General features: G+C 45.2%; 24 protein-coding genes, 1 tRNA gene and 1 pseudogene. 8 read left to right on the forward strand and 18 right to left on the reverse strand.

The features are described 5' to 3' along the window. Positions 1 to 74 precede the first annotated feature (74 nt). The 3 genes from BLS64_RS07900 to recF are packed head-to-tail and all read right to left on the reverse strand — an operon-like array spanning position 75 to position 1,865. Positions 75 to 371 (reverse strand): DUF721 domain-containing protein, encoded by a 297-nt coding sequence (locus BLS64_RS07900; RefSeq protein WP_093112993.1) that lies wholly within the window; start codon positions 369 to 371, stop codon positions 75 to 77. Continuing rightward, entirely contained in the window at positions 355 to 789 is a 435-nt protein-coding gene (locus tag BLS64_RS07905) for a lipocalin family protein (RefSeq protein ID WP_093112994.1), read from the reverse strand. Before BLS64_RS07905 ends, BLS64_RS07900 begins: the two co-directional genes overlap by 17 nt. Continuing rightward, on the reverse strand, positions 786 to 1,865 hold the full coding sequence (gene recF, locus BLS64_RS07910) for a DNA replication/repair protein RecF (RefSeq protein ID WP_093112995.1): 1,080 nt from the start codon (positions 1,863 to 1,865) through the stop codon (positions 786 to 788). Before recF ends, BLS64_RS07905 begins: the two co-directional genes overlap by 4 nt. A 148-nt stretch (positions 1,866 to 2,013) precedes the next feature. On the opposite strand from recF, the gene BLS64_RS07915 reads away from it, so the two are divergent. The 7 genes from BLS64_RS07915 (at position 2,014) to BLS64_RS07945 (ending at position 8,223) form a co-directional block, all read left to right on the forward strand. After that, positions 2,014 to 2,775 carry a tetratricopeptide repeat protein gene (locus BLS64_RS07915; protein WP_093112996.1) on the forward strand — a complete coding sequence of 254 codons (762 nt, stop codon included), beginning with the start codon at positions 2,014 to 2,016 and terminating at the stop codon, positions 2,773 to 2,775. A 3-nt stretch (positions 2,776 to 2,778) separates the two neighbouring features. Continuing rightward, positions 2,779 to 3,276 carry a 6,7-dimethyl-8-ribityllumazine synthase gene (gene ribH / locus BLS64_RS07920; RefSeq protein WP_093112997.1) on the forward strand — a complete coding sequence of 166 codons (498 nt, stop codon included), beginning with the start codon at positions 2,779 to 2,781 and terminating at the stop codon, positions 3,274 to 3,276. A gap of 110 nt (positions 3,277 to 3,386) precedes the next feature. Continuing rightward, complete coding sequence (locus BLS64_RS07925) at positions 3,387 to 3,680, forward strand: hypothetical protein (RefSeq protein WP_093112998.1); 294 nt, start codon at positions 3,387 to 3,389, stop codon at positions 3,678 to 3,680. After that, positions 3,681 to 5,534, forward strand: a complete 1,854-nt coding sequence (gene mutL / locus BLS64_RS07930; protein ID WP_093112999.1) for a DNA mismatch repair endonuclease MutL — start codon at positions 3,681 to 3,683, stop codon at positions 5,532 to 5,534. Then, positions 5,535 to 6,278 (forward strand): rhomboid family intramembrane serine protease, encoded by a 744-nt coding sequence (locus tag BLS64_RS07935; RefSeq protein WP_093113000.1) that lies wholly within the window; start codon positions 5,535 to 5,537, stop codon positions 6,276 to 6,278. Further along, on the forward strand, positions 6,278 to 7,192 hold the full coding sequence (locus BLS64_RS07940; RefSeq protein WP_093113001.1) for a rhomboid family intramembrane serine protease: 915 nt from the start codon (positions 6,278 to 6,280) through the stop codon (positions 7,190 to 7,192). Before BLS64_RS07935 ends, BLS64_RS07940 begins: the two co-directional genes overlap by 1 nt. Further along, on the forward strand, positions 7,192 to 8,223 hold the full coding sequence (locus tag BLS64_RS07945) for an endonuclease/exonuclease/phosphatase family protein (protein WP_093113002.1): 1,032 nt from the start codon (positions 7,192 to 7,194) through the stop codon (positions 8,221 to 8,223). Before BLS64_RS07940 ends, BLS64_RS07945 begins: the two co-directional genes overlap by 1 nt. Here BLS64_RS07945 and BLS64_RS07950 read toward each other — a convergent pair. The 13 genes and pseudogenes from BLS64_RS07950 to BLS64_RS08010 all read right to left on the reverse strand — a co-directional run bounded on the left by BLS64_RS07950 (position 8,220) and on the right by BLS64_RS08010 (position 20,961). Further along, positions 8,220 to 8,855 (reverse strand): WbqC family protein, encoded by a 636-nt coding sequence (locus BLS64_RS07950; RefSeq protein WP_093113003.1) that lies wholly within the window; start codon positions 8,853 to 8,855, stop codon positions 8,220 to 8,222. The genes BLS64_RS07945 and BLS64_RS07950 overlap by 4 nt on opposite strands. A 9-nt stretch (positions 8,856 to 8,864) precedes the next feature. After that, on the reverse strand, positions 8,865 to 10,430 hold the full coding sequence (lepB, locus tag BLS64_RS07955) for a signal peptidase I (protein ID WP_093113004.1): 1,566 nt from the start codon (positions 10,428 to 10,430) through the stop codon (positions 8,865 to 8,867). 49 nt (positions 10,431 to 10,479) lie between these two features. Then, entirely contained in the window at positions 10,480 to 11,175 is a 696-nt protein-coding gene (dapB, locus tag BLS64_RS07960) for a 4-hydroxy-tetrahydrodipicolinate reductase (RefSeq protein ID WP_093113005.1), read from the reverse strand. Between the two features lies 1 nt (position 11,176). Continuing rightward, positions 11,177 to 11,767, reverse strand: a complete 591-nt coding sequence (locus BLS64_RS07965; RefSeq protein ID WP_093113006.1) for a DUF5683 domain-containing protein — start codon at positions 11,765 to 11,767, stop codon at positions 11,177 to 11,179. Next, entirely contained in the window at positions 11,757 to 12,656 is a 900-nt protein-coding gene (locus BLS64_RS07970) for a ParB/RepB/Spo0J family partition protein (RefSeq protein ID WP_093113007.1), read from the reverse strand. Before BLS64_RS07970 ends, BLS64_RS07965 begins: the two co-directional genes overlap by 11 nt. Before the next feature lie 6 nt (positions 12,657 to 12,662). Further along, on the reverse strand, positions 12,663 to 13,427 hold the full coding sequence (locus tag BLS64_RS07975; protein WP_093113008.1) for a ParA family protein: 765 nt from the start codon (positions 13,425 to 13,427) through the stop codon (positions 12,663 to 12,665). Between the two features lie 197 nt (positions 13,428 to 13,624). Beyond that, the gene (locus BLS64_RS07980; RefSeq protein ID WP_093113268.1) at positions 13,625 to 14,506 is read right to left on the reverse strand and encodes an SDR family oxidoreductase; all 882 of its coding nucleotides are present in this window, start codon (positions 14,504 to 14,506) and stop codon (positions 13,625 to 13,627) included. 278 nt (positions 14,507 to 14,784) lie between these two features. Then, positions 14,785 to 16,881: a methylmalonyl-CoA mutase gene (gene scpA, locus BLS64_RS07985; RefSeq protein WP_093113009.1), complete on the reverse strand. Its 2,097-nt coding sequence runs from the start codon at positions 16,879 to 16,881 to the stop codon at positions 14,785 to 14,787. A 47-nt stretch (positions 16,882 to 16,928) separates the two neighbouring features. Then, positions 16,929 to 18,317: a methylmalonyl-CoA mutase subunit beta gene (locus BLS64_RS07990; RefSeq protein WP_093113010.1), complete on the reverse strand. Its 1,389-nt coding sequence runs from the start codon at positions 18,315 to 18,317 to the stop codon at positions 16,929 to 16,931. A gap of 29 nt (positions 18,318 to 18,346) precedes the next feature. Beyond that, positions 18,347 to 18,661 carry an FtsB family cell division protein gene (locus BLS64_RS07995; RefSeq protein WP_093113011.1) on the reverse strand — a complete coding sequence of 105 codons (315 nt, stop codon included), beginning with the start codon at positions 18,659 to 18,661 and terminating at the stop codon, positions 18,347 to 18,349. A 17-nt stretch (positions 18,662 to 18,678) separates the two neighbouring features. Beyond that, a pseudogene (udk, locus tag BLS64_RS08000) lies at positions 18,679 to 19,326 on the reverse strand (uridine kinase); the annotation flags it as partial. Positions 19,327 to 19,339: 13 nt separating this feature from the next. Then, positions 19,340 to 19,780 (reverse strand): c-type cytochrome, encoded by a 441-nt coding sequence (locus BLS64_RS08005; RefSeq protein WP_093113013.1) that lies wholly within the window; start codon positions 19,778 to 19,780, stop codon positions 19,340 to 19,342. Then, complete coding sequence (locus tag BLS64_RS08010) at positions 19,777 to 20,961, reverse strand: PQQ-dependent sugar dehydrogenase (RefSeq protein ID WP_245693396.1); 1,185 nt, start codon at positions 20,959 to 20,961, stop codon at positions 19,777 to 19,779. The genes BLS64_RS08005 and BLS64_RS08010 overlap by 4 nt, the downstream gene beginning before the upstream one ends. A gap of 346 nt (positions 20,962 to 21,307) precedes the next feature. Here BLS64_RS08010 and BLS64_RS08015 point away from each other — a divergent pair. Beyond that, positions 21,308 to 21,382: transfer RNA gene (locus BLS64_RS08015), tRNA-Pro, on the forward strand. Positions 21,383 to 21,643: 261 nt separating this feature from the next. Here the strand turns inward: BLS64_RS08015 and BLS64_RS08020 are convergent. Together BLS64_RS08020 and pnuC are read right to left on the reverse strand one after the other, a co-directional pair. Next, on the reverse strand, positions 21,644 to 22,642 hold the full coding sequence (locus BLS64_RS08020) for an acyl-CoA dehydrogenase family protein (protein WP_093113269.1): 999 nt from the start codon (positions 22,640 to 22,642) through the stop codon (positions 21,644 to 21,646). Further along, the gene (pnuC, locus tag BLS64_RS08025; RefSeq protein WP_093113015.1) at positions 22,629 to 23,216 is read right to left on the reverse strand and encodes a nicotinamide riboside transporter PnuC; all 588 of its coding nucleotides are present in this window, start codon (positions 23,214 to 23,216) and stop codon (positions 22,629 to 22,631) included. The genes BLS64_RS08020 and pnuC overlap by 14 nt, the downstream gene beginning before the upstream one ends. Positions 23,217 to 23,249 lie beyond the last annotated feature (33 nt).

The raw sequence follows: 23,249 nt of genomic DNA on the forward strand, positions 1-23,249 counted from the left end.
CCGGAAGTGGAAACCAGCTTTTAAAAATGAATATTCTGAAGCAATTATTTTGAAGAAAACTCCTTCCGAAGAAATCAGCGCAAAACAAGTTTTTTGACCAGCTCCCTGCCCAGTTCCTCGTTAAGCATCTTGATGATCTTTTCTTTTCCGTAGCTCAATTCCTCCCTGAGCACAGAAGAACTTAGTTGTACAAACAGAGTGTCTTTTTCCAGTTTGATGGCTGTGGTATATTTTTCAATGGCCGGGCCCATTTGGCTGTTCCACACATCGCGCACGTGAACCTTGTCCAGACCTTTTTGAAGTTTGTTGTCTGAAACGAATTCCTGCAATGCTTCGCTGATGCTTAAATGGTCGTTAATCCTCCTGGCCATAATCTGTAGAATAAGGTGTGAATCTTTTATAAGTGTAAATGATCCCCCGGGGGTTGATCACTTTTAATTCATTTTCTTCGGAAGAGATCACGGTCTCTTTCCACGAATTGTAAGGAGTGGTATAGTACAAATTAATGCTGTCATTTTCAACCTTAGCCTCGAAATTTTCCCGATCTTTTGAAGTAATGAAACTGCCCCCCAATTGCGGCCTGACCTTCATTCTGAAGCCTTCCCCGTTCTCTACCTGTATGTAATCTACCAGTTCGCTGAATTTGAATTCCTTGGTAATGCCTTCGGGGAGCTCGGCTTTCTTGATCTCCCAGTAACCGTTTAGATTATTAATCTTTTCCTCATCCGACTGTTGATGACAGGCGGTGGAAACAATTGCTAAAACAAGCAGCAAAATCAGCTTTTTCATAACCTGAACATTTTATAGGTTTGGCCGGTTTGTTTGACCACTTTCTCAGTGCGGTCGGCGTGGGTGTCGCTTATGAACAGCTGGCCCAGCTCATTGGTGGCTACCAGGTCAACGATATGGGCCACCCGGTTTTCATCCAGTTTGTCAAAAACATCGTCCATTAATAAAATAGGTGAGACCTTGCTGAGGTCCTTAATGAAATCGAACTGTGCCAGTTTCAAGGCAATTAAGAAAGACTTTTGCTGCCCCTGGGAGCCGAATTTCTTAATGGGATGCCCGGCGATCTCGAAAACCAGGTCGTCTTTATGCGTTCCTACAGAGGTGTACTGGAGCGTCATATCTTTTTGAAGGTTCTCTTCCAGCAACTTTTTGAAAGGCTCCTCTTCCAGCTGACTCTTATAGGTAATGCTGACTTCTTCCCGCTCATTGCTGATGGTGGCATACCGCTTCTGAAAAATAGGAATAAAGGTTTCCAAAAAGGCTTTTCTCTTCTCGTAAAGTACATTCCCCAGTTCTTCCAGCTGGTGGTCATAGACCGAAAGCGTATCGCGGTCAAAAGTGTGGTTTGCCGCGAAATATTTTAGAAGGGAATTCCGCTGAGCCAGGATCTTCCCGTAGTTGATAAGGCTGTTGAGGTACAGGTTGTCACTCTGGGAAATCACCCCGTCAATGAACTTTCGGCGGGTTTCGCTGCCTTCTATGATCAGGTCCCTGTCTGCAGGGGAAATGATCACCGTGGGAATGAAACCAATATGCTCGCTGAACCTTTCATAAGGCTTGTTGTTCCTTTTGATCACCTTCTTCTGACCCTTTTTGGCGCTCACGATGATCTGCTCCTCGCGACCCTGCTTTTCGAACTGCCCTTCTATCACAAAGAATTCGGTGTTATGACGAATGTTTTGACTGGTGATAGGGTTGAAATAGCTTTTTCCGAAGGAGAGGTGGTAGATGCTGTCCAGCACATTGGTTTTGCCCACTCCGTTGAAGCCTACAAGACAATTTATTTTTGGGTCAAAATCAAAATTGGCCGATTCAAAGTTCTTGTAATTTAATAGAGATAAGGATTTTAGAAACATAAACAGCTGTTCTTCAGCAAAATGATTTTAAGAAGGTCTCCGGATTTTCCTGTCCTTTAGGCCGTGCAAATTAGGATAAATAAACAAATTATTTCCCTTTTAATTTTAAAGAAATATTCTATTTTTGCCCTTCAATTAACGTTTATTTATGGCAACTTACAAGAAAAGGGGATATAAACCTAATACCAAAGAAGAAGAGCAAAATACGGTAGAAGATCAGTCAACAACAGCCGAAGTATTTAACACACTTGATGAAGGCGCGAGTAAGACCGAAGAGTGGGTTGCCCGAAATCAAAAGTATATTTTCATTATCATTGGATTGGCTGCGGCCGTGATCCTGGGATATCTTGCTTACGAGGAATTCATCCAGGAGCCAAAGGAAGCTGAAGCTGCCAATGAAATGTTCCAGGCGCAGCAGTATTTTGACCAGGCGCTGGAAACCCAAAACGATTCTTTGTACAACCTGGCATTGACAGGAGGACAGGGAAAATTCGGGTTTGAAGACATCATAGAGAATTACGGTGGTACCAAAGCCGGAAACCTTGCGCACTACTATGCAGGGATGGCATACCTTAACACCAACCAATACCAAAAGGCTATCGATAACCTGGATGAGTTTGAAAGCGACGACGAGATCATTGCTCCGCTTGCAAAAGGAGGAATTGGTGATGCTTTCATGCAGCTTGACCAGCCAGAGGATGCCCTTGGGTACTACGAGGAAGCTGCCAATATGAGAACAAACAGCTTTACAACTCCTAAATTTCTTCTGAAGGCTGCAGTTGTGGCGATTCAGTTAGGAGACGGAGACGCGGCTGTAGAATACCTTAACAGGATCAAGAATGAATTCCCTGAGTCTGCCGAAGCTAACAAAGTGGCTGTTTATTTAGGACAGGCAAAGGCAATGCAGTAGACTATGGCTACAGAAGGAAAGAATCTTTCAGAATACGATAAAGACACGATCCCGAGCGCGAAGGAATTCAGGTTTGGGATCGTTGTTTCTGAATGGAACGACAATATCACCGAAGGTTTGTATGAAGGCGCTGTAAAAGTGCTCCTGGAAAATGAGGTGCTGGAGCGTAAGATAGTTCGCTGGAACGTACCGGGAAGTTTCGAGCTGATCTATGGCTGCAAAAAGATGCAGGAGAGCTATGATATGCTTGACGCCATCATTGCCATAGGCAGCGTGATAGAGGGTGAGACCAAACACTTTGATTTTGTTTGCCAGGCTGTCTCTCAGGGCATAAAAGACCTGAACGTGCAAAGCGATATTCCCGTTATCTTCTGCGTGCTCACAGACCAGAACATTCAGCAGGCCATTGACCGCTCTGGCGGGAAACACGGCAATAAAGGAGCCGAGGCTGCAGTGGCTGCCATCAAGATGGCCCAACTGCGCAAGGACGCCCGCTTTTAAAATATCTTCTCACGGCACTGTTTTTGCGGCTGATACTTTGCGTAAGGAAACTTCGGAATTCTTGGGCTTTTTGAGTAAATTTGAGTTTCCGGAAATAAAGACAAAGTAGTTTGAGGATCAATTTTTACAAGCAGCGAAAAAATCAGCGTTATAATTACACTCCGCGGTATTATAAAGGCAAGGATACGGGCAATATCTACAGCTTTGATTCCAAGTTCCATAAATACAAGGAGACAACCAATGACATTGATTTTGGATCGCAATGGGCAGAGGCGCGCAAGTTAAGCCGTACCCGCGGGAACCGTGAGATCAACACGCGCGTACTTCTCATAATCGCTATTTTGGTTCTTATCTTTCTCTGGATCATAGACTTTGATTTATCTATTTTTACCAATCCCCAGTAAATGACTGATGTTATTCATCTCCTGCCAGACCATGTTGCCAATCAAATTGCCGCTGGTGAGGTGGTGCAGCGACCGGCTTCCGTGATCAAGGAATTGCTGGAGAACTCCATTGATGCAGGAGCAACCAATATTAAAGTACTTATTAAAGAAGCGGGAAAGACGCTCATCCAGGTTACCGATAATGGTAAGGGAATGAGTCTTACCGATGCCCGCCTGTGTTTTGAACGCCACGCTACTTCCAAAATAAATTCAGCCGAAGACCTTTTTAGTCTGAAGACAAAAGGTTTTAGGGGAGAAGCTTTGGCTTCTATTGCGGCTATCGCCCATGTAGAGCTGAAGACCATGCAGAACGATGATGAGGTAGGCACCTGCATAAAGATCGAAGGGAGCGAAGTGGTTTCCCAGGATGTCTGCGTTACTCCTGAAGGGACCACGCTTTGCGTAAAGAACCTTTTTTACAACATTCCTGCAAGACGTAATTTCCTGAAAAGTGACACCGTGGAACTTCGCCATATCATTGATGAATTTCAGCGGGTGGCGTTGGCTCACCCAGGAATTCAGTTCTCATTGTTCCATAATGGCAGCGAGCTTTTTCAGCTGCCTGAGACCAATCTAAGGCAGCGGATCGTGAACATCTTCGGCGGGAAGACCAATGAAAAGCTGGTGCCTGTAGAGGAAGATACCGAGATCGTCAAAGTCAGCGGCTTTGTCGGGAAACCTGAATTCGCCAAAAAGAGCAGGGGAGAGCAGTTCTTTTTCGTGAACGACCGTTTCATTAAAAGTCCCTACCTCAATCATGCCGTTACAGCTGCTTTTGAAGGCCTGCTGAAGGATAAGGCTTATCCAAGCTATTTTCTTTACCTGCAGGTAGACCCAAAGAGCATTGATATCAATATCCATCCTACCAAGACCGAGATCAAGTTTGATGACGAACATTCGCTGTACACTATCTTGCGAAGTGCCATCAAGCATAGTCTGGGGCAGTTCAATGTAGCTCCCGTTCTCGATTTTGACCGCGATGCCACTTTAGACACTCCCTATGAATTCTCAAATAAAGGACCGGTGCCGCCAAAGGTGGAAGTTGATCCTAATTTCAATCCTTTTCAAAATGAAAGATCGGGAGGATATTCTTCTTCAGGTTTCCGAAAGGAGAAAAGTTCCGGAAGCTGGGAAAGTTTGTACACCGATTTTGATCAGAAAGATTTCAGCACGCCTTCGGCCATCAATCAGGTGGAATTTGAGAGCGATGAGGTTACCGGGAACCTTTTTGGGCAAAGCGAGGAAAAGAGCTCGGGAAGTACCACTTTTCAGCTGAACAAAAAATACATAGTTTCCACTCTTAAGAGCGGGATCCTGGTCATAGATCAGCACCGGGCCCATTCCCGCATCCTTTATGAGGAACTACTAAAGAACATAACGGTGACTTCGGCCGTGAGCCAGCAATTGTTATTTCCGCTTAGGCTTCAGTTTTCCACCAACGAGATGGAGCTGCTTAAAGAGAACGAAGAATCGCTGGAGCAAACGGGCTTCATTTTTGGGAACTTCAGTAAAGATTCCGTAGAGATCACCGGTATTCCCACGCTTATCTCTGAAAGTGAAGTGGCCATTCTGCTGGAGCAGCTGCTCTCTGACCTTGAAAACGAGGTGCCCGGCAGCAGTTTTTCGCAGATCGATATCCTGGCAAAATCCCTCGCCAAGGGAATGGCCGTAAAGTCCGGGACCCTTCTTAATTCCGAAGAACAACAAAATATTGTTAATAGTTTATTTGCCTGCAAAGAATCAACTTTATCTCCGTATAATAGACCTATATTTATTACCTTAACAGTAGACGAATTAGACAAAAAGTTCATGTAAATGGGAAGAATGACCGAAACCGTAAAGGTTCTATTGATCATAAACATCATATTTTTTATAGGTACATTAACTTTAGGAGATCAGGCGTATCAATATTTTTCCCTGTGGTTCTTTAAAAATGAAAATTTTGGGGTTTGGCAGGTGCTAACCCATATGTTCATGCATGGTGGATTCATGCATATTCTTTTCAACATGTACGCCCTTTGGGCTTTTGGTAGTCCCATTGAGCAGATGCTGGGAAAGAACAAGTTCATTTTCTTTTATTTCTCGGCAGGAATAGGCGCGGCCGTGATACACACGCTGGTGAACTATTACCACTTCCAGACCGGCTTTTCTGAGCTGGTGGAAGCGGGAATGCAGCCGGAAGGTATCTATGCGTTGCTGGATACCGGGCAGTATAATACCGGGATCCTGAACAATGTTTCTGAAGAGATGTTGCGGGAATTCTATATGGCCTACAATACCCCGGCAGTAGGGGCATCGGGTGCAATATATGGCATTTTGGTGGCGTTTGGAATGATGTTCCCGAATGTGGAATTATTTCTGCTTTTTGTGCCGGTGCCCATCAAGGCAAAGTATTTTATTCCGGCATTAATTGGCCTGGACCTCTTTTCAGGTTTTACGGGATATTCTATATTTGGAGGAGGCATCGCGCATTTCGCACACGTGGGAGGTGCTTTGTTTGGATTTATCATGATGTGGTACTGGAAAAAGAACCAGTTTAACCAAAACAGGTGGGATTGATGAGAAGATCTGGAAACTTTAGATATAAGCTCAAAACGGCAACAGTGACTGAGAAACTGATAGTCATAAACGTGGCTGTGTTCGTGCTGTTCTTTCTTTTCAAGACCATTGCTTATCTTTTCCAGTTGGATTCGGATTTTCTGCTGCAGTGGTTCGTTTTTCCAAAAGAACCTGCAGAATTCCTTTTTAAACCTTGGTCTATCATCACCTATGCCTTTCTGCACAGCGGGATATGGCATATCCTTGGGAACATGCTTATCCTTTATTACTCCGGAATCTATTTTCTGAATTACTTTTCTCCGAAAAAGTTGCTTAATTTCTACTTTTTGGGAGCCATTTTTGGTGCGCTGGTCTATATGGCTAGCTACAATCTGTTCCCTGCTTTCCAGGGATTGGGCAGGTCGTATTTACTGGGAGCTTCAGCCGCGGTGATGGCCGTATTGGTGGGTATCGCCACCCATATTCCGCATATGCGAATCAGGCTGATGCTTATTGGCAGCATCAAGTTCTGGTGGATCGCTGCTTTCCTGGTGGTGCTGGACGTGATCCAGATCCCGCTGAACAATCCCGGCGGACATTTGGCACACCTAGGGGGTGCAGCTTTCGGGTATATCTACGCCAAACAATTAGGAAAAGGAAATGACATTGCCAGCGGATTTGAAAAAATGATGGACTGGTTTGGATCACTCTTCAGCAGCAGTAAAAGATCACAACGGCGCAGCAATCTAAAGACCGTGCATCGCAGAAAGAGCAGCAATTCTACTGCGTCGGCCGCAGAAACCCGCAAAAGCCGTAATAAAAAAGAGGAGCAGGAAAAGATCGATGCTATACTGGACAAAATAGGTAAAAGCGGTTATGATAGTCTTACCAAGCAGGAAAAGGATTATTTGTTCAACGCAGGAAAAGAAAATTAATGAAAGGCCTAAACTGGTTCGATAAATTCCTGTTTTTCCTGAATTCGCTTTTTGCGGCAATGCTGCTGTTCTCTTATTTGCTGCCCTACATTCCGCCGGATAGTTTCGCGCTGCTTTCTGTCTTTAGCCTCGGGGTGCCTTTTTTGATCCTGGTGAATATCATCTTTTTTCTCTATTGGCTGTTTCGCCTTAAAAGACAGGTTTTATTGTCTTTGGTCGTGCTGCTGATAGGTTTCAATCACCTTACCTCGATCTACGAGATCTCTTCTTCTGAAGATGCCGGGCCCGATAAAGAGGAGTTCAGGGTGATGAGCTACAATGTGCGACAATTCAATGAATATGGCTGGTCTCAGGATATAGATATCCCTAAAAAGATCTCCACCTTTGTGAAAGAAGAAGATCCACATGTAGTTGCCATGCAGGAGTATTTTAAGGGAGAACTCGATATAGCCGATGGTTTTCCGCATAAATATATCAAGTTGAAGGATAGAAGCGCAGAATTTGGCCTTTCCATTCTGTCGAAATATCCCATAGTAAACAGGGGGTCGCTTGATTTTCCCACCGGCAGTAACAATAATGCCATTTTTGCCGATGTGGTGAAAGGAAATGATACCATAAGGATCATAAATGTACACCTGCAATCCTTCAGCGTAAAGCCGAATATGAACAAACTGGAGCAGGAGCATTCCAAAAAGGTGTTCCTGGGAATGGGGCAGACCTTTGTGCGGCAGCAAACCCAAATGGAGATCGTACTTAGACTTATTAGAAGGACTCCTTATAAGATCATCCTGATGGGAGATTTCAATAATACAGCCTACTCATATATTTACCGTGAACTGAAATCTGAAGGCCTTTATGACGCCTATAAGGAAGCCGGAAACGGATTTGGCCGTACCTTCGATTTCAGGTTCTTCCCGTTAAGAATAGATTTCATCCTGGCAAGTGAAGGGCTGGAGGTGCTGGAATTCACTACCTATGAGGTACAGTATTCAGATCATTTTCCGGTTAGCGCTACCTTCGATCTAAATTAGAAAAGAGTTAATTTCTGTTGTTTTAGGTAGTTCAATGCATTGGGACCTTCATTAAAGATAAGGTCGACCACACTAAGGTCATTCAGATACCCGAATTTGTCCTGGAATACCTGGTTGTAAGGTGTAAGGTCATGTTTGATCTTTGACTTTGCCTCGGCAAGGATGCGGCCGTCTGTAACATCTTCCGGATTCCTGATGTATTCTTCGGTTTTTGAAACATCAAGCTCCAATTGGAGGCATTCCTCCAGACCTACTTCAAGACAGTGATAATTGAAATCAAGCAGGTATTCGAACTTTTTGTAATAGAGCGGTGCAAAGTCGTCTTCGTAGAACTCAAAAAAAGGAGACGTGCGGTAGACGGTTTGCAAAGATTTCCAGTGCTGTTTCTGCCATTGAAAATCATTCTCGATCCTTACCTCCTTATACTTCTGATGCTGACTTTTGTTGCCGGTATGCTTCACGGGGATGTTCAGCTGTAGCTTGCCGTTCGCCCCATAGATGTACATCCTGTTGCGATAGGTTTGCTTCTGAAAATTATCCTCGTTCTCAAATATGACTTTTTCGGCCTGTACCATTGCCACGAACTGTGAAACCGGCCCAAAATAGGAGGGGTGAAGAAGTACCTTTTGCATAGTGAGTGGCTATTTCTTTTTCTTTTTTCTGAAGAAGCTGTAGCCAAAAAGGCCAACCAGGATCACAAGGAAATATGGAAAATAAGAAACAGGCTCGCCTTTGCCACCTACCGTGGTGAACATGCGGTCCCATCTGATTTTACTGAATCCGGAAGCATTTGGATCCAGGCTCATCCAGATGAACACAGGTTTCCCTACCACATGGTTTGCAGGAACATAACCCCAGTAACGACTGTCTTCACTGTTGTGACGGTTATCACCCATCATCCAGTAATAATCCTGTTTAAAGGTATAGGAGTCAACAGGTTCGCCGTTAAGCAGCACCTGGGTGCCGTCAAGGGTTAGGTGGTTTTCCCTGCCCATTTCTGTGCCTTCATACACCTCGATAATCCTGCGGTAGAATGGATAGGATTGCAGGTCAAGTTTTACAGTTTCCCCTTTCTTCGGAATGTATACCGGTCCAAAATTATCTCTGTTCCAGGTCTTTCTGCGGTTATTAGGAAAGATGCCCCGGTCCATTTCTCCGGCAGGGGTCACTTCTCTTTTGAGGGTAGCGACATTTGGATTATTTTTCAGCCGCTCATACGCTTCTTCTGAAAGGGCCTGGATAAAGAATTGTCCGCTGTTGGGGTTGTAATAAAACCCGTCAGTGATCCCGTACATTTTGTAAAGGGTGTAGGCATCAAGGGGCTGTCCTTTGGTTGTTCCGGTGTAAGAATATTGAGGTTTTGCCCTATCCGGCAGCTGAAGCGGCTGGCTGTTGATATGGATCTTTCCGTCAATGATCTCCAGAGAATCTCCCGGCAGTCCTACCGCACGCTTTACATAGTTCGATTTTTTGTCTATGGGTTTGTCATAGCTCATGCCGGAGGTGTCAAAAAACTGTCTTACGGTATCTACCGGCCAATTGAATACCACGATATCATTTCGCTCAATATTCTGGAAGCCCGGTAGCCTGAAATAAGGAATGTATGGGTCTTTCAGGTAAGATTTAATTCCCAGCCCCGGAATGGTATCATGAACCATAGGGAAAGCGACTGAAGTAATGGGAGTACGGGCTCCATAATGGAATTTGCTCACAAAAAGATAATCTCCTACCAGTAAGGTTTTTTCAAGGGACGAAGTAGGGATGGTAAAAGGTTGCATCACATAGGTGTGCACGATGGTAGCGGCTACCACTGCGAATAAAATGGAACTTATCCATTCGCCCGCAGCACTTCCCGGATGCAACGATCGATCTGCGCGATACTCCACATCTGCAGCATAATTGATGTAAAAGATGTACAACCCAAGGGTAACGATCGCAAGTACCGTTTCCCAGGTTGTGGTACGACCAAAACTTCTTATGGTTTCCACCCACACCACCGGAAACATGATAAGGTTCACTATTGGGATAAACAACAGGATCACCCACCACCAGGGCCTTTTGATGATCTTCATCAAGACCACAGCATTATAAACTGGGATAGCTGCTTCCCAGGCTTTTCTTCCTGCTTTTTGGTATAGTCTCCAGGTTCCCAGAAAATGGATGAGCTGAACTATCAGGAAAAAGAGGATCCAGTGAGTGAATATCATGAGTCGTTATTTTGTTCTTGTTTGTAGGAAATACTTAGGTTCTGTTACATTAAAAAAGTACGTCTTTCATGGTGAAGACACCTGTTTTGTCCCTGATCCATTCCGCAGCAACGATAGCACCCAAGGCAAACCCTTCCCGGGAATGCGCTATGTGCTCAATATTGATGCTGTCGATCTTGGAGTCATAGGAGACCATATGAGTCCCCGGTACGTTCTCTATTCTTTTTGCTCTGACAGGAATTTCACCTTCTGCCGCATGATCAAGCTTCCATCCTTTTTTATCTGAATTTTCAATGATCTGTTCAGCTAATGAAATAGCCGTTCCACTGGGGGCATCCAGTTTCTGTGTGTGATGGATCTCTTCTATGGAAACTGAATAATCCTTGAAGGGCCTCATCATTTCTGCCAGTTTCCGGTTTAGCTCGAAAAAGAGGTTCACTCCAAGACTGAAATTGGAAGCGTATATGAATGCCCCGTTCTTCTCTTTGCAAATTTCCACAGCCTCGTCATATTTTTCAAGCCAGCCTGTTGTCCCTGAAATAACCGGGACTTGTTGCTCAAAACAGGTTGTGATATTATGAAAAGCAGCATCAGGAACACTGAAGTCGATCGCGACATCGGCTTTGGAAAGGTCATAATTGGCTACGTCATCTTTTATTTTGAATACGATCTCATGGCCTCTTTCTGTGGCCAGTCTCTCAATCGTCTTACCCATTCTTCCGTAGCCCAGTAAAGCTATCTTCATCTTAAAAATTGTAATTTAAACTTAGACCGTATCCGGCTTTTCCGCTATAACGGTTGTAATCAAGTGCAGGTTTCAAAGAAAGGTCTTCACTAACGTTGAATTGCTGTAAATGGGCATCTACATTGGCATCTATGATATTGAGGGCGTAAATGCCAAGGGTGACCAAAATGGAGATCTCCTTGTTCCTTTGATAGAATTTTTGTGCTTCTATGAGTCCGCTGGTAGAGATGATTGGTGTGCCGTTCTCATCTATGAACTCATCTGTGGTCTTTCCTGCCAGTCTGCTTTTGTAAGCATCCCGGTAGCGGTCATACTGGTCATCATTGTTGAGGTAGAAGTAAACTCCCACGCCCAAAGCAGTATAAACGATAGGGATCTTCCAGTATTTGCCGTTGTAGGCCTGACCTAAACCCGGAAGAACAGCCGAATAAAATGCGGCCCTGGCCGGCGATAGCGGATCATAGGGTTTATATTCTGGCGCGGGCTCTTCAACTACACGTTCGGCTTTAAATTTCAGGCTGTCTTGTTGCGCAAAAAGCTGCCCTGTTAACAGAAAAAAAAAGATCAGTAGTATGGAGTTCCTACTCTTCACCCTGGATTATTTTTTTCAGTCTTTCCAGGTCTTCTTCCGAAGAAAAAGGAATAATAAGCCTTCCGTTCCCCTTTTTAGCCACCTTTACATCCACTTTTGTACCAAGACGTTCAGAGAATTCCTTGATACTTTTCTTGATGTTCTTCGGAAGGGCAGGAGCGGCGGTTTTGCTTTCAGGTTTACCTTCCTGCAGGTTGCGCACCAGTTTTTCGGTCTCCCTTACAGAAAGCGAATTGGCGATGATCTTTTCGTAGATCTCCAGCTGTAGTTGCGGATCTTCAATGTTGATGAGCGCTCTACCGTGCCCCATGCTTAGAAAGCCGTCCCGCATTCCGGTCTGGACGATTGGATCAAGCTTTAAAAGCCGCAGGTAATTGGCAATGGTGGACCTGTTCTTACCCACCCGCTCGCTTAGCTGTTCCTGGGTGAGGTTGATCTCATCAATAAGCCGCTGGTAAGAAAGGGAAATTTCAATAGGATCCAGGTCCTGACGCTGAATGTTCTCAACAAGGGCCATTTCCAGGGATTCCTGGTCATTGGCTATCCTAATGTAGGCCGGAATGGTTTCCAGCCCAACCAGTCTGGAGGCACGAAACCTTCTTTCACCCGATACCAGCTGGTATTGATTGTAATCTAATTTTCTAACGGTAATTGGCTGTATCACCCCAAGCTCCCGAATTGAAGAGGCCAGCTCGCGCAGGGATTCTTCATTGAAGCTGGTCCTGGGCTGAAAAGGGTTTACCTCTATGGAATCCAGTTCCAGTTCTACAATGTGTCCTACCAGCTTGTCTGCATTCTTGTCTTCCGCCGATTTTATGTCATTCTGAGGATCCTTCAGCAGTGCTGAAAGTCCCCGTCCCAATGCCTGTTTCTTGGTCGCCTTCGCCATCTTCTCCTAACTGTTTTTTTTTATGATCTCATGCGCCAGGCTTAGGTAATTGGTAGCACCCTTACTGGCAGCATCGTAGTTTATAATACTTTCCCCGTAACTGGGGGCTTCACTTAAACGCACATTCCTTTGAATGATTGTCTTGAACACCATTTCATCAAAATGTTTTTGCACTTCCTCTACCACCTGGTTTGACAACCTTAACCGGGCATCATACATGGTGAGCAGCAGGCCTTCAATATCCAGTTTGTTGTTGTGGATCTTTTGCACGCTCTTGATAGTATTGAGGAGTTTCCCCAATCCTTCCAAAGCAAAATATTCACACTGAATAGGAATGATCACCGAATCTGCCGCAGTAAGGGCGTTAAGGGTAAGCAGTCCCAGAGAAGGCGCGCAATCGATCAGGATGTAATCATACATGTCTCTTAAATGACCAATAGCCGACTTAAGCATGTACTCCCGCTGATCCTGGTCTACCAATTCGATCTCAATGGCCACAAGGTCAATATGGGCTGGAATGATATCCAGGTTGGGCGATTCGGTCTTCATGATAGCCTCCTCGGCCTTCACGGAATGCTCGAGTAGCTGGTAAGTTCCCAGCTCTACGCTTTCAACATCTATTCCTAATCCTGAAGTAGCATTTGCCTGGGGGTCTGCATCAATAAGCAGGACTTTCTTTTCCAGCACCCCTAAAGATGCCGCCAGGTTCACTGAAGTGGTAGTCTTTCCTACTCCTCCTTTTTGATTTGCAATGGCAATGATTTTACCCATTAAATTCTATTGGATTTAAAAGGTAAAAATACAATTTATTATATGTTTACGAAATGTAAATTGTTAACAGTTTTAAGAAGAATCCTTCCTGTTGACCGATTTTCTATTCCTGTTCTTTGCCTCACACCGCTGAAAACCTGCTTTTTATCGAAAGAAAATTCTTACATTCTTTTCGTTGGTATTGACCCAAAAATTTGTTAACTGCCTTTTTTGGCTTTGATCATGGCTTCCAGCATATCCCACATTTCCTCGGGAATGGCTTCGAGAAGGTTGAATTGCCCTGCTCCTTTAAGCCATTCGCCCCCGTCTATGGTGATGACTTCTCCATTCACGTAAGCGGAAAAATCGGATACGAGATAGGCAGCGAGGTTCGCAAGTTCCTGATGCTCTCCAACCCTTTTGAGAGGTACTTTCTTGGACAGATCAAACTTTTCCTTAAGGTCGCCCGGAAGCAATCGATCCCACGCGCCTTTGGTAGGGAAGGGGCCCGGAGCGATCGCGTTCGAGCGTATCCCGTATTTTGCCCACTCAACCGCCAGAGATCTGGTCATGGCCAGTACTCCGGCTTTTGCCGTGGCGCTGGGCACCACGTAAGCAGAGCCGGTCCAGGCATAGGTGGTAACGATATTGAGGATGGCTTTATCCTTTTCGTCTTTGTCTATCCAGTGTTTTCCGAAGGCCAGGGTGCAGTTCTTGCTGCCTTTTAATACGATGTCGATGATGGTGTCAAAAGCATTGGCGCTAAGTCTTTCTGTAGGAGAAATGAAGTTTCCGGCTGCATTGTTCAGCAGAATGTCAACAGATCCGAATTTATCAACAACTGTGTCGCGCATTTGTTCCACCTGCTCGTAATGCCTTACATCACACTGCACCGGCAGGCATTGCCCTCCGGTTTCCTCTTCCAGTTCCTTGGCCGTGTTCTGAAGTTTCTCCAGATTCCGTGAAGTAATGGCCACTTTCGCTCCCAGCTCCAGGAAATATTTGGTCATGGCTTTTCCCAGTCCGCTACCACCGCCGGTAACGACTATGTTTTTGCCCTTTAAAGCATCATCCCGAAGCATTTTTTTAGTGTAATCCATCATTGGAAGTTAGATTTTAGAAGTTAGAAGTTTTTAGCCACGAATTCACGAATGTTTCTTTGTAGATTCTTTTTGTATAACATAATAAACCTCTTCAAACGCAACTACTTATTGAATATTAAATATTGAATTCGAAATTGAAAGAGATTTCTCATTTTCATTCGGAATGACACCTTGAACGTTAAACAATGAATCCGAAATTGAAAGAGATTCCTCGTTTCACTCGGAATGACAACGTTCAACTTTGAACCTTGAACCTTGAACCTTCAACCTTCAACCTACTCATCGATCAAAATTTCAAGTAACTGTATCGCAGCCTCGCTGATCTTGGTTCCCGGGCCAAACACGGCCGCGGCGCCCGCATCGAACAAGTACTGGTAATCCTGCGATGGTATCACTCCTCCAACAATGACCATGATGTCATCTCTGCCATATTTTTTTAGTTCCTCGATCACCTGCGGCACCAGCGTCTTATGGCCCGCCGCCAGTGAGGAAACTCCTAAAATATGCACATCGTTCTCCACTGCCTGTTTTGCTGCCTCGGCAGGAGTCTGAAATAACGGACCAATATCCACGTCAAATCCAACATCGGCATAACCTGTGGCCACCACTTTTGCGCCTCTGTCATGGCCGTCCTGGCCCATTTTCGCGATCATTATTCTTGGCCTGCGGCCTTCCTGTTCCGCGAACTGATCGGCCATTTTTCTGGCCTTTTTGAAGCTGTCGTCGTTTTTGATCTCTTTAGAATACACGCCGCTAAATGATTGTATTTTCGCTTTATACCTGCCGTAGACTTCCTCAAGCGCATCGCTTATCTCTCCAAGCGTGGCCCGTTGTCTTGCGGCTTCTACTGCTAAAGCTAACAAATTTTCCTCACCGGAACGGGCAGCTTCGGTAAGATCTTTTAAAGCGGCTTCAGTTTTGTCTGAATTTCTTTCTGCCCTTATCTTTTCCAGTCTTTCTATTTGCTGGCGACGAACCGTCTGGTTGTCTACCTCCAGTGTCACGATAGGGTCTTCTTTTTCCCGCCTGTACTTGTTGACACCTACGATCACGTCCTGAGTGCTGTCTATTCGAGCCTGCTTAATTGCCGCTGCTTCCTCTATCCTCATTTTGGGAATTCCGGCTTCTATGGCTTTGGTCATTCCGCCCAGGTCTTCCACCTCCATAATAAGATCCCAGGCTTTTTCAGCTATTTCATTGGTGAGGGATTCCACGTAGTAACTTCCGGCCCAGGGATCAACCGTTCTGGTGATATTGGTTTCCTGCTGCAGGTGCAGCTGGGTATTTCTTGCGATACGGGCAGAGAAATCTGTTGGCAAGGCAATGGCCTCGTCAAGAGCATTGGTGTGCAGGGACTGAGTCCCTCCAAAGGCGGCGGCAGCTGCTTCTATACAGGTTCGGGCCACGTTGTTGAAAGGATCCTGCTCTGTAAGGCTCCATCCGCTGGTCTGGCAGTGAGTTCTTAAGGCCAGGGATTTCTCGTTCTTCGGGTTGAACTGTTTTACGAGTTTCGCCCAAAGCGCCCTTGCTGCCCTCATTTTCGCGATCTCTGTGAAATGGTCCATCCCAATGGCCCAGAAGAAGGAAAGGCGAGGAGCGAAGCTGTCGATGTCCATTCCGGCTTCCAGTCCTTTTCTTATATATTCCAGCCCATCTGCCAGGGTATAGGCCAGCTCGATCTCACTGGTAGCTCCGGCCTCCTGCATGTGGTATCCTGAAATACTGATGCTGTTGAACCGGGGCATGTTTTTGGAAGTATATTCAAAAATGTCTGAAATGATCTTCATCGACGGGGCAGGAGGGTAGATGTAGGTGTTGCGTACCATGAACTCCTTCAAAATGTCATTCTGAATGGTTCCTGAAAGTTGTTCAGGTTTCACTCCCTGCTCTTCTGCAGCGACAATGTAAAAGGCCATGATGGGCAGTACCGCTCCGTTCATGGTCATAGAAACGGACATTTTATCAAGCGGGATCTGGTCAAAGAGGATCTTCATATCTTCAACCGAATCTATGGCGACCCCGGCTTTCCCCACGTCTCCTACGACCCGTTCGTGGTCACTGTCATAACCGCGGTGGGTGGGAAGGTCAAAGGCTACCGAAAGTCCTTTTTGCCCTGCTGCCAGGTTTCTCCTGTAAAAGGCGTTGCTTTCTTCGGCTGTAGAAAAGCCGGCATACTGCCTTATTGTCCACGGACGGGAAACGTACATGGTGCTGTATGGCCCCCGCAGGTATGGCGGAATGCCCGCCGCGAACTTCAGGTGGTGCAGGTCTTTCACATCTGCCGCCGAATATTCTTTTTTGCCGGTCTCTTTTTCCTGAGATTCCCGGACTTCTGTAGATATCTTGAGGTGTTGAAGGTCTTTTCTGCTCATTTCTTGGTGGTTAAAAAAAGGAGGTGTAAAACCTCCTGAATTAGCAATTAAGCTTCTTTTTTCAATCGCTCCTGTTCTGTTCTTTCCGCAAGACGTTTCTCAATGACAGGTTGCAAAAGGGTCTTCCTGGGTTTGTGTTTCAGGAAAGGATACAGTTCCAGTTCCTCTTTCATCTTGTCTTCATGATTAGGGAACTTGTTGGTCCCGATCAATACCAGTTCTCCCGATTCGAATTGCTCCTGTTCTTTCGCAGCGCTTTCCGCGATCTTCTTTTGAATGATACCCTCTTTCAACTGACTCACAAAACCTCCACCTTTTTCGATCTCTTTAAAGATGGCCAGTGCCAGTTCAGCAAACTGGTGGGTGAGATTTTCCACATAATAGCTGCCGTTGGCAGGATTGCTTACTTTTTCAAAATAACCTTCATGCTTCAGGATGAGCAACTGGTTGCGGGCAATTCGCCTTCCAAACTCGTTGTTCTTATGATAAAGCGCGTCATACGCCATGTTGCAAACAGCGTTAGCCCCACCCAGGATAGCGCTCATGCTTTCGGTAGTGGTGCGAAGCAGGTTAACGTTGAAATCATACAACGTTTTGTTTCTTTTTGAAGGCTGGGCCAGGATATGGCATTCTTCAGAAAAGCCGTACTCTTTAGCGAGGGTAGAAAAAAGCAGCCTCAGCGCCCTTATTTTCGCGATCTCGAAAAAGTAGTTTGGACCTGTAGCGGTGATGAACTGGAATTTCAGTTTTTTTCTTTTTTCTTCGGAAAAAGAGTCCAGTTTCGTAATGTGGTTCAGATATTCATTGGAATGGGCCATGGCATAAGCCAGTTGCTGCGGAATGTTGGCCCCGGCATTCTGATAAAGTCCCAGGTCGATACTGATCAATGAACCAAAACTTTCCAGATGCTCCAAGGAGGTTTCCAGAACCTCATGGTCTTTCTGAAGATCGTGATACCAGTTTCCGCTGCGGGCCAGGTGCCCGATAATGTCTGTTTGTAAGTAGATTTTTGAACCCTTTCCCGCCGTCTCCTTCAGGCGTATGTTGAAATTTTCTGAAAGGAATTCAGTTTTAATATATACAGGAACGTTTTCCAGATCGAGGTCCTTAAAAAGGGTTTTTAGATCTGTTTCTTCCGAAGGGATAGTGAACCACAGCGCTTCCGCTCCTTTTTGGAGAGCTTCCAGCGCTCTCTTATTAGCACCCCCGGCAGAAGAAACGTAGAGTTGTTCTACAATTTCCCAGTTGGCCGGGGAGTGGACATTAACCGGTACGCCGGCTTCATCCGGATGGTAGAACGGCTTGACATTGATGCCGTCAAGTGAATTCCAAACCAGTTTCTCATTGTAATCGGCACCTTTAAGGTCAAACTGGATCTTTTGCTTCCATTGTTTTGCCGATACTTCCTCAAATTCACTGAATAGGTTCTTGCTCATCTTCTGCTGTTTTTATGGCCCGGTGAAGTTCAGTCTTCCTGCTGATGCTCAATAATAAAGATCTCTTCGTTCTCCCTTTTCATGAAGTATTCGCGCCGGGCAAATTTCTCCAGTTCAAGAGAATCATTGAGGGTCTCCATAATGGCTTTATCCTTTGAGATCTCGTTGAGATAATAGGACTTGTTCTTTTCAAGATCGTCGATCTCGGTGTCCAGCTCATGATGAATGAGCCACGAGTTACTGTCTAAAAATAGCATCCAGAACACAAATGCCAGTGTTACCAGCATGTATTTATTGCTGAAGATTTGGAACCATTTGTTGCTGCGGATCTTTTTTAGCTTCATGATCGAAATATACGAAATTAGAGCAAACGCTGCCGAATGATCGTCTGAACAATATCAACAGCTACGGTGTTGTAGCGGTTGGTAGGGATAATGATGTCTGCGAATTCTTTGGTAGGCTCTATGAATTGCTGGTGCATGGGCTTTAAAGTGGTCTGGTAGCGGTTGAGCACCTCCTCCAGGTCACGACCTCTTTCGGCAATGTCCCTTTTAAGCCTTCTTATCAACCTTTCATCACTGTCTGCGTGCACATAGATCTTGATGTCGAACATCTCGCGTATCTCGGGATGGGTGAGAATAAGGATCCCTTCCACGATGATCACTTTGCGGGGTTCGATCTCAATGGTCTCCCCGGTGCGATTGTGTTCTTTAAAAGAATAGATGGGCTGCTGAATGTTCTTGCCGGCCTTAAGGTCCTTAAGGTGTGATACCAGCAGATCAAAATCTATAGATTTTGGATGATCAAAATTTATCTTCTTTCGTTCCTCAAAGCTGAGATGACTGGTATCCTGGTAATAGGAGTCCTGGGAAATGACATCTACCTCTTCATTTTTCAGCTCCTCAATAATCTGGTTTACTACCGTTGTTTTTCCGCTTCCGGTACCCCCGGCAATTCCAATGATCAACATAATCCTAATTTTGCGGCAAAGGTAATTATTTAGCTGCTTATAATTTTTGCTATTATTTTTCTATAGCGGCCACTTCCTCAGGGGTTACAGGTTCTTCCACTTTATTTCCCCAGGAATTGAAGATATAGTTAAGCACATCGGCAGTTTCCTTGTCTGTTAATCCAAGGGAGGGCATGAGATTGTCGTATTCTTCCCCATTGACCTCAATAGGACCGTTAATTCCATTTTTCACTGCGCTTATGGTCTTTTTTCTTTGTTCGGTGAACCAGTCAGAGCCTTTTAAAGGAGGAAAAACACCCGTGATCCCTTCCCCATTTGAAAGGTGGCAGGACGAACAAAAATTGTTATAGATAGCGGCGCCGCGGGAGATGCTTTCCTGCAGTTCCTCACTCATTTCGGTTTGAGCCATGGCAGCGCCCGTTTCCTTTTCCGAAGAATTCTTGCAGCCAATGGTGATGGCCAAAAACAGTAGCAGAAGACTCTTTTTTATCATTGCTTCGGAAGTAATTTCACAATGCCTTTTCCTTCTACCGAAACATAGATGAAACCATCAGGAGCCTGCACCACATCACGCACGCGACCTATCCCTTCCAGGAGTTTTTCCCGCGCGGTCACTTTTTTACCGTCTAAGGAGAGATGTTCCAGATATTGGAATTTCAAAGAGCCCGCAAGCAGATCACCTTTAAGCTCAGGATATTTATCTGAAGTCACGAAAACAAATCCGCTGGGGGCTATTGACGGGAGCCAGTAGTAAATAGGATCTGTAAAATCTGGTCCGGAAGTTTGATCTGTAATAGGAGTGCCGTCATAATTTTCTCCGAAAGTGACCACCGGCCAGCCAAAATTGGCGCCTTTTTGCACCACGTTGATCTCGTCACCTCCCTGCGGCCCATGCTCATGTACCCAGATCTCATTGGTTTCTGAATTGAAGATCATTCCCTGCGGATTGCGGTGACCGTAAGAGTAGACGGCTTCTTTGGCATTTTGCTGCCCCACGAAAGGATTATCTGCCGGGATGCTGCCATCGGGGTTCAGCCTGTAAACTTTTCCTCCGTCGCGGGTGATGTCCTGCGGATTTTCATCCCGATTTCCACGATCTCCAATGCTGAAGTAGAGTTTTCCTTCCTGGTCAAATTCTATTCGGGAACCAAAATGCTGCCCCCTGGTAGTATTAGGACCTGCTTTATAGAGCACTTCTTTATTCGTAAGCTGGTTGTTCTCCAGTTTTGCTCGCATTAGCGCGGTATTGCCGCCTTCTCCTTCCCCTTCAGAAGAAGAGTAGGTGAAATAGATCCAGCCATTGTTCTGGTAATCGGGATGCAGGGCCACATCAAGGAATCCGCCCTGGCCTCGTACGTACACCTGAGGTGCTCCCTGCACCTGCTGCTTATTCCCGTTTTTAAAATGGATCAGTTCCCCGCTTTTTTCGGTGATGAGTATACTGCCATCAGGCAGAAATGTCATTCCCCAGCCTATTTGTAAGTCGGGTACAACAGTTTCGGTTTCATATTGGGTCGTGGTCACCTGCTCTTCGGGAATGGTGATGGGACCGTTGGTTTCCTGAATATTATCTGATACCGCTGCGGTTTCATTGGTAGTTGATTTTCCGTTCTCGCCGCAAGCCAGGAAAACGGTACTGGCCATGGCTGATAAAAATATGTGTTTTGCTCTCATTTTTTCACCTGATTAGAAATTCAAAGATAAAAAGAAAAGTGCAGTCTCAAGAAAAGACAAAAAGAATGGAAAAAGTATGAGGTGAATCGAAGTGTTTTTCTATATTTGCAGCCGCTTAGGAATTCCGCTGTGCGGATTTCGAATTCCTAATTCAAGATTCAGAATTGGAATTTGGAAATTGATTATTGAATATTGTCAGCATAAGCTGATCTCGGGGTGTAGCCCTTCGTCGTGTCTCTTTCGAGACCCGCTCAGGATAAACTCCGCCCGGTTCCCGGTCTACTTAAACTGAAGACCATTGGAATTTGGAAATTGATTATTGAATATTGTCAGCGTAAGCTGATCTCGGGGTGTAGCGTAGCCCGGTTATCGCGCCTGCTTTGGGAGCAGGAGGCCGCAGGTTCGAATCCTGCCACCCCGACAAAGCAAAGCCCTGCACGAAAGTGCAGGGCTTTTTTTGTTTTGACGAGACCCGAACTTGTTCGAGGTCGTAGGGAAAAACAAAAAAGCCCGTGCAGGCGCCAGCCTGCAGGCTTTGCTTTAGTTCCTCCCACAGGATCACCGACCGAAGGGAGGTAATCCTGAAGTTAGATCTACGAAGGTAGAAGTATGAAGGTGAGTTTCCCAAAGACTCCCAGGTTCAACAAATAATCCGCAACAGCCTGTTGGGTTTTCCAGATTCCTATTTAGTGAAAATATGATGCTGGGTGGCTGTAAAATAATCCCTAAAAACCTGGTTGATTTCACTGATCTTGCTACATCCTTTCACTCCTAAATGAGGATGGATCTTAATGATAGCCTGAGAGATCTCTTCCACAGAAAGAGCTGCTGTGCTATGGATCCCTTGAATATACTCTTCGGAAAAATTTGATGTAGAGGTAGTTATTTCTTCAATTTCACGGGCATAAGCAGATATATTTTGTTCGGCTTCAAAAATGGCTTTTTCCAGACCTGATGTTTTTTCAGGTTTTGTTATCTGGGTTGCTGCCTTAAAATAATGAGCTGCCATTCCAACATAATTCACCCATAGAGTAAGATCAGCGAATAACGAAAAGTTGATCTTAAATACGGGCTGAGGGAGATAGAATTCGTTATAGAGGAAACTATGCTTGCTATGGACTCTCACATTATTTAACTCGAAGGAATGTGTGGCTGTCGCTTTAAGGCCCATGGTATCCCAGTCTTTAATGATCTTAACCTCTTTGGCAGGAACAAGAAAGGAGCGAATCACTGTGGAACCGTCTGGATTGGTTAACTCCTTCTGGTTGTCTGTTATTCTGGCATTGAGGGTGAAGTGGGTGAGGTAGGGAGCTCCTGTTGCATATCGCCACTTTCCGGAAATCATGTAGTGATCCCCTGATTTCTCTGCGGTGCCAAAAGCTCCGCCACTTCCCCCGAAGCAGACTGGCTTTTGCACATTTAAAAAAATGTTTTCAGCTGCTTCAGGCCTAAGGTTGCCAATAAAATAGTTTGCCCCGCTGCACAAGGTGACCGTCCAGCCAAGACTGCCGTCGATTTCAGCCAGTTCCTTCAGTCTTAATAAGCCTTCAGAAAAAGGCATTTCGAGACCGCCGTAGGTCTTAGGAACCCACAGATTCCACAGGTTTTCTCTTTGGATCCATTCTAAAACTTCCGGGGAAAAAGCTTCTTTTCCCAAGCATTGCTCTCTAAGCTTCTGCATAGATCTCTCTTTTTTCATTTTGAATGATCTTTCTCCATTTTAAGTAACCCGAAGTGCCCACAGCGAAAAGAAAAACTGTTAAGCCTGCATAAATGTAAAGTTCTTTATAGAGCAGTAAAGGGATAGCTATAGCATTGCTCACGTTGAGGTAGATCCAGTTCTCCATTTTTCTTTTGGCCATGAGCCACATTCCAGACCAGGCAAAAGCACTGACCGCAGCATCCCAAAAAGGTACATCTGAATTGGTGTGAAAGGCAAGCCACCAGGACATCAGTGCAAAACAACCCGCAACGATAGCAAGAGCTTTAACATGCTCCATAATACTTGACCAGGAAATGGGAGCGGCTTGTTTCTTTCTGCCGAATTTCCAATAAAACCACCCATAAATGCTCATCACCAGATAATACAGGTGCAGCAGAATATCGGCATAAAGTTTCGATTCATACAATACCCAAATACTTACCAGTACCGAAATAATTCCGAATAAATAATTGTGAACGTTGTTCTTCCTGGCAAGGAGTACCTGAGCTACTCCAAAAGTGGTTCCTATAAATTGCAACCAGATTAAATTCATAAAAGTTACTCCATTAAAATTTATATAAAAATG

The organism is Salinimicrobium catena (assembly GCF_900102915.1).
In the GTDB taxonomy this organism is placed as follows: Bacteria; Bacteroidota; Bacteroidia; order Flavobacteriales; family Flavobacteriaceae; genus Salinimicrobium; species Salinimicrobium catena.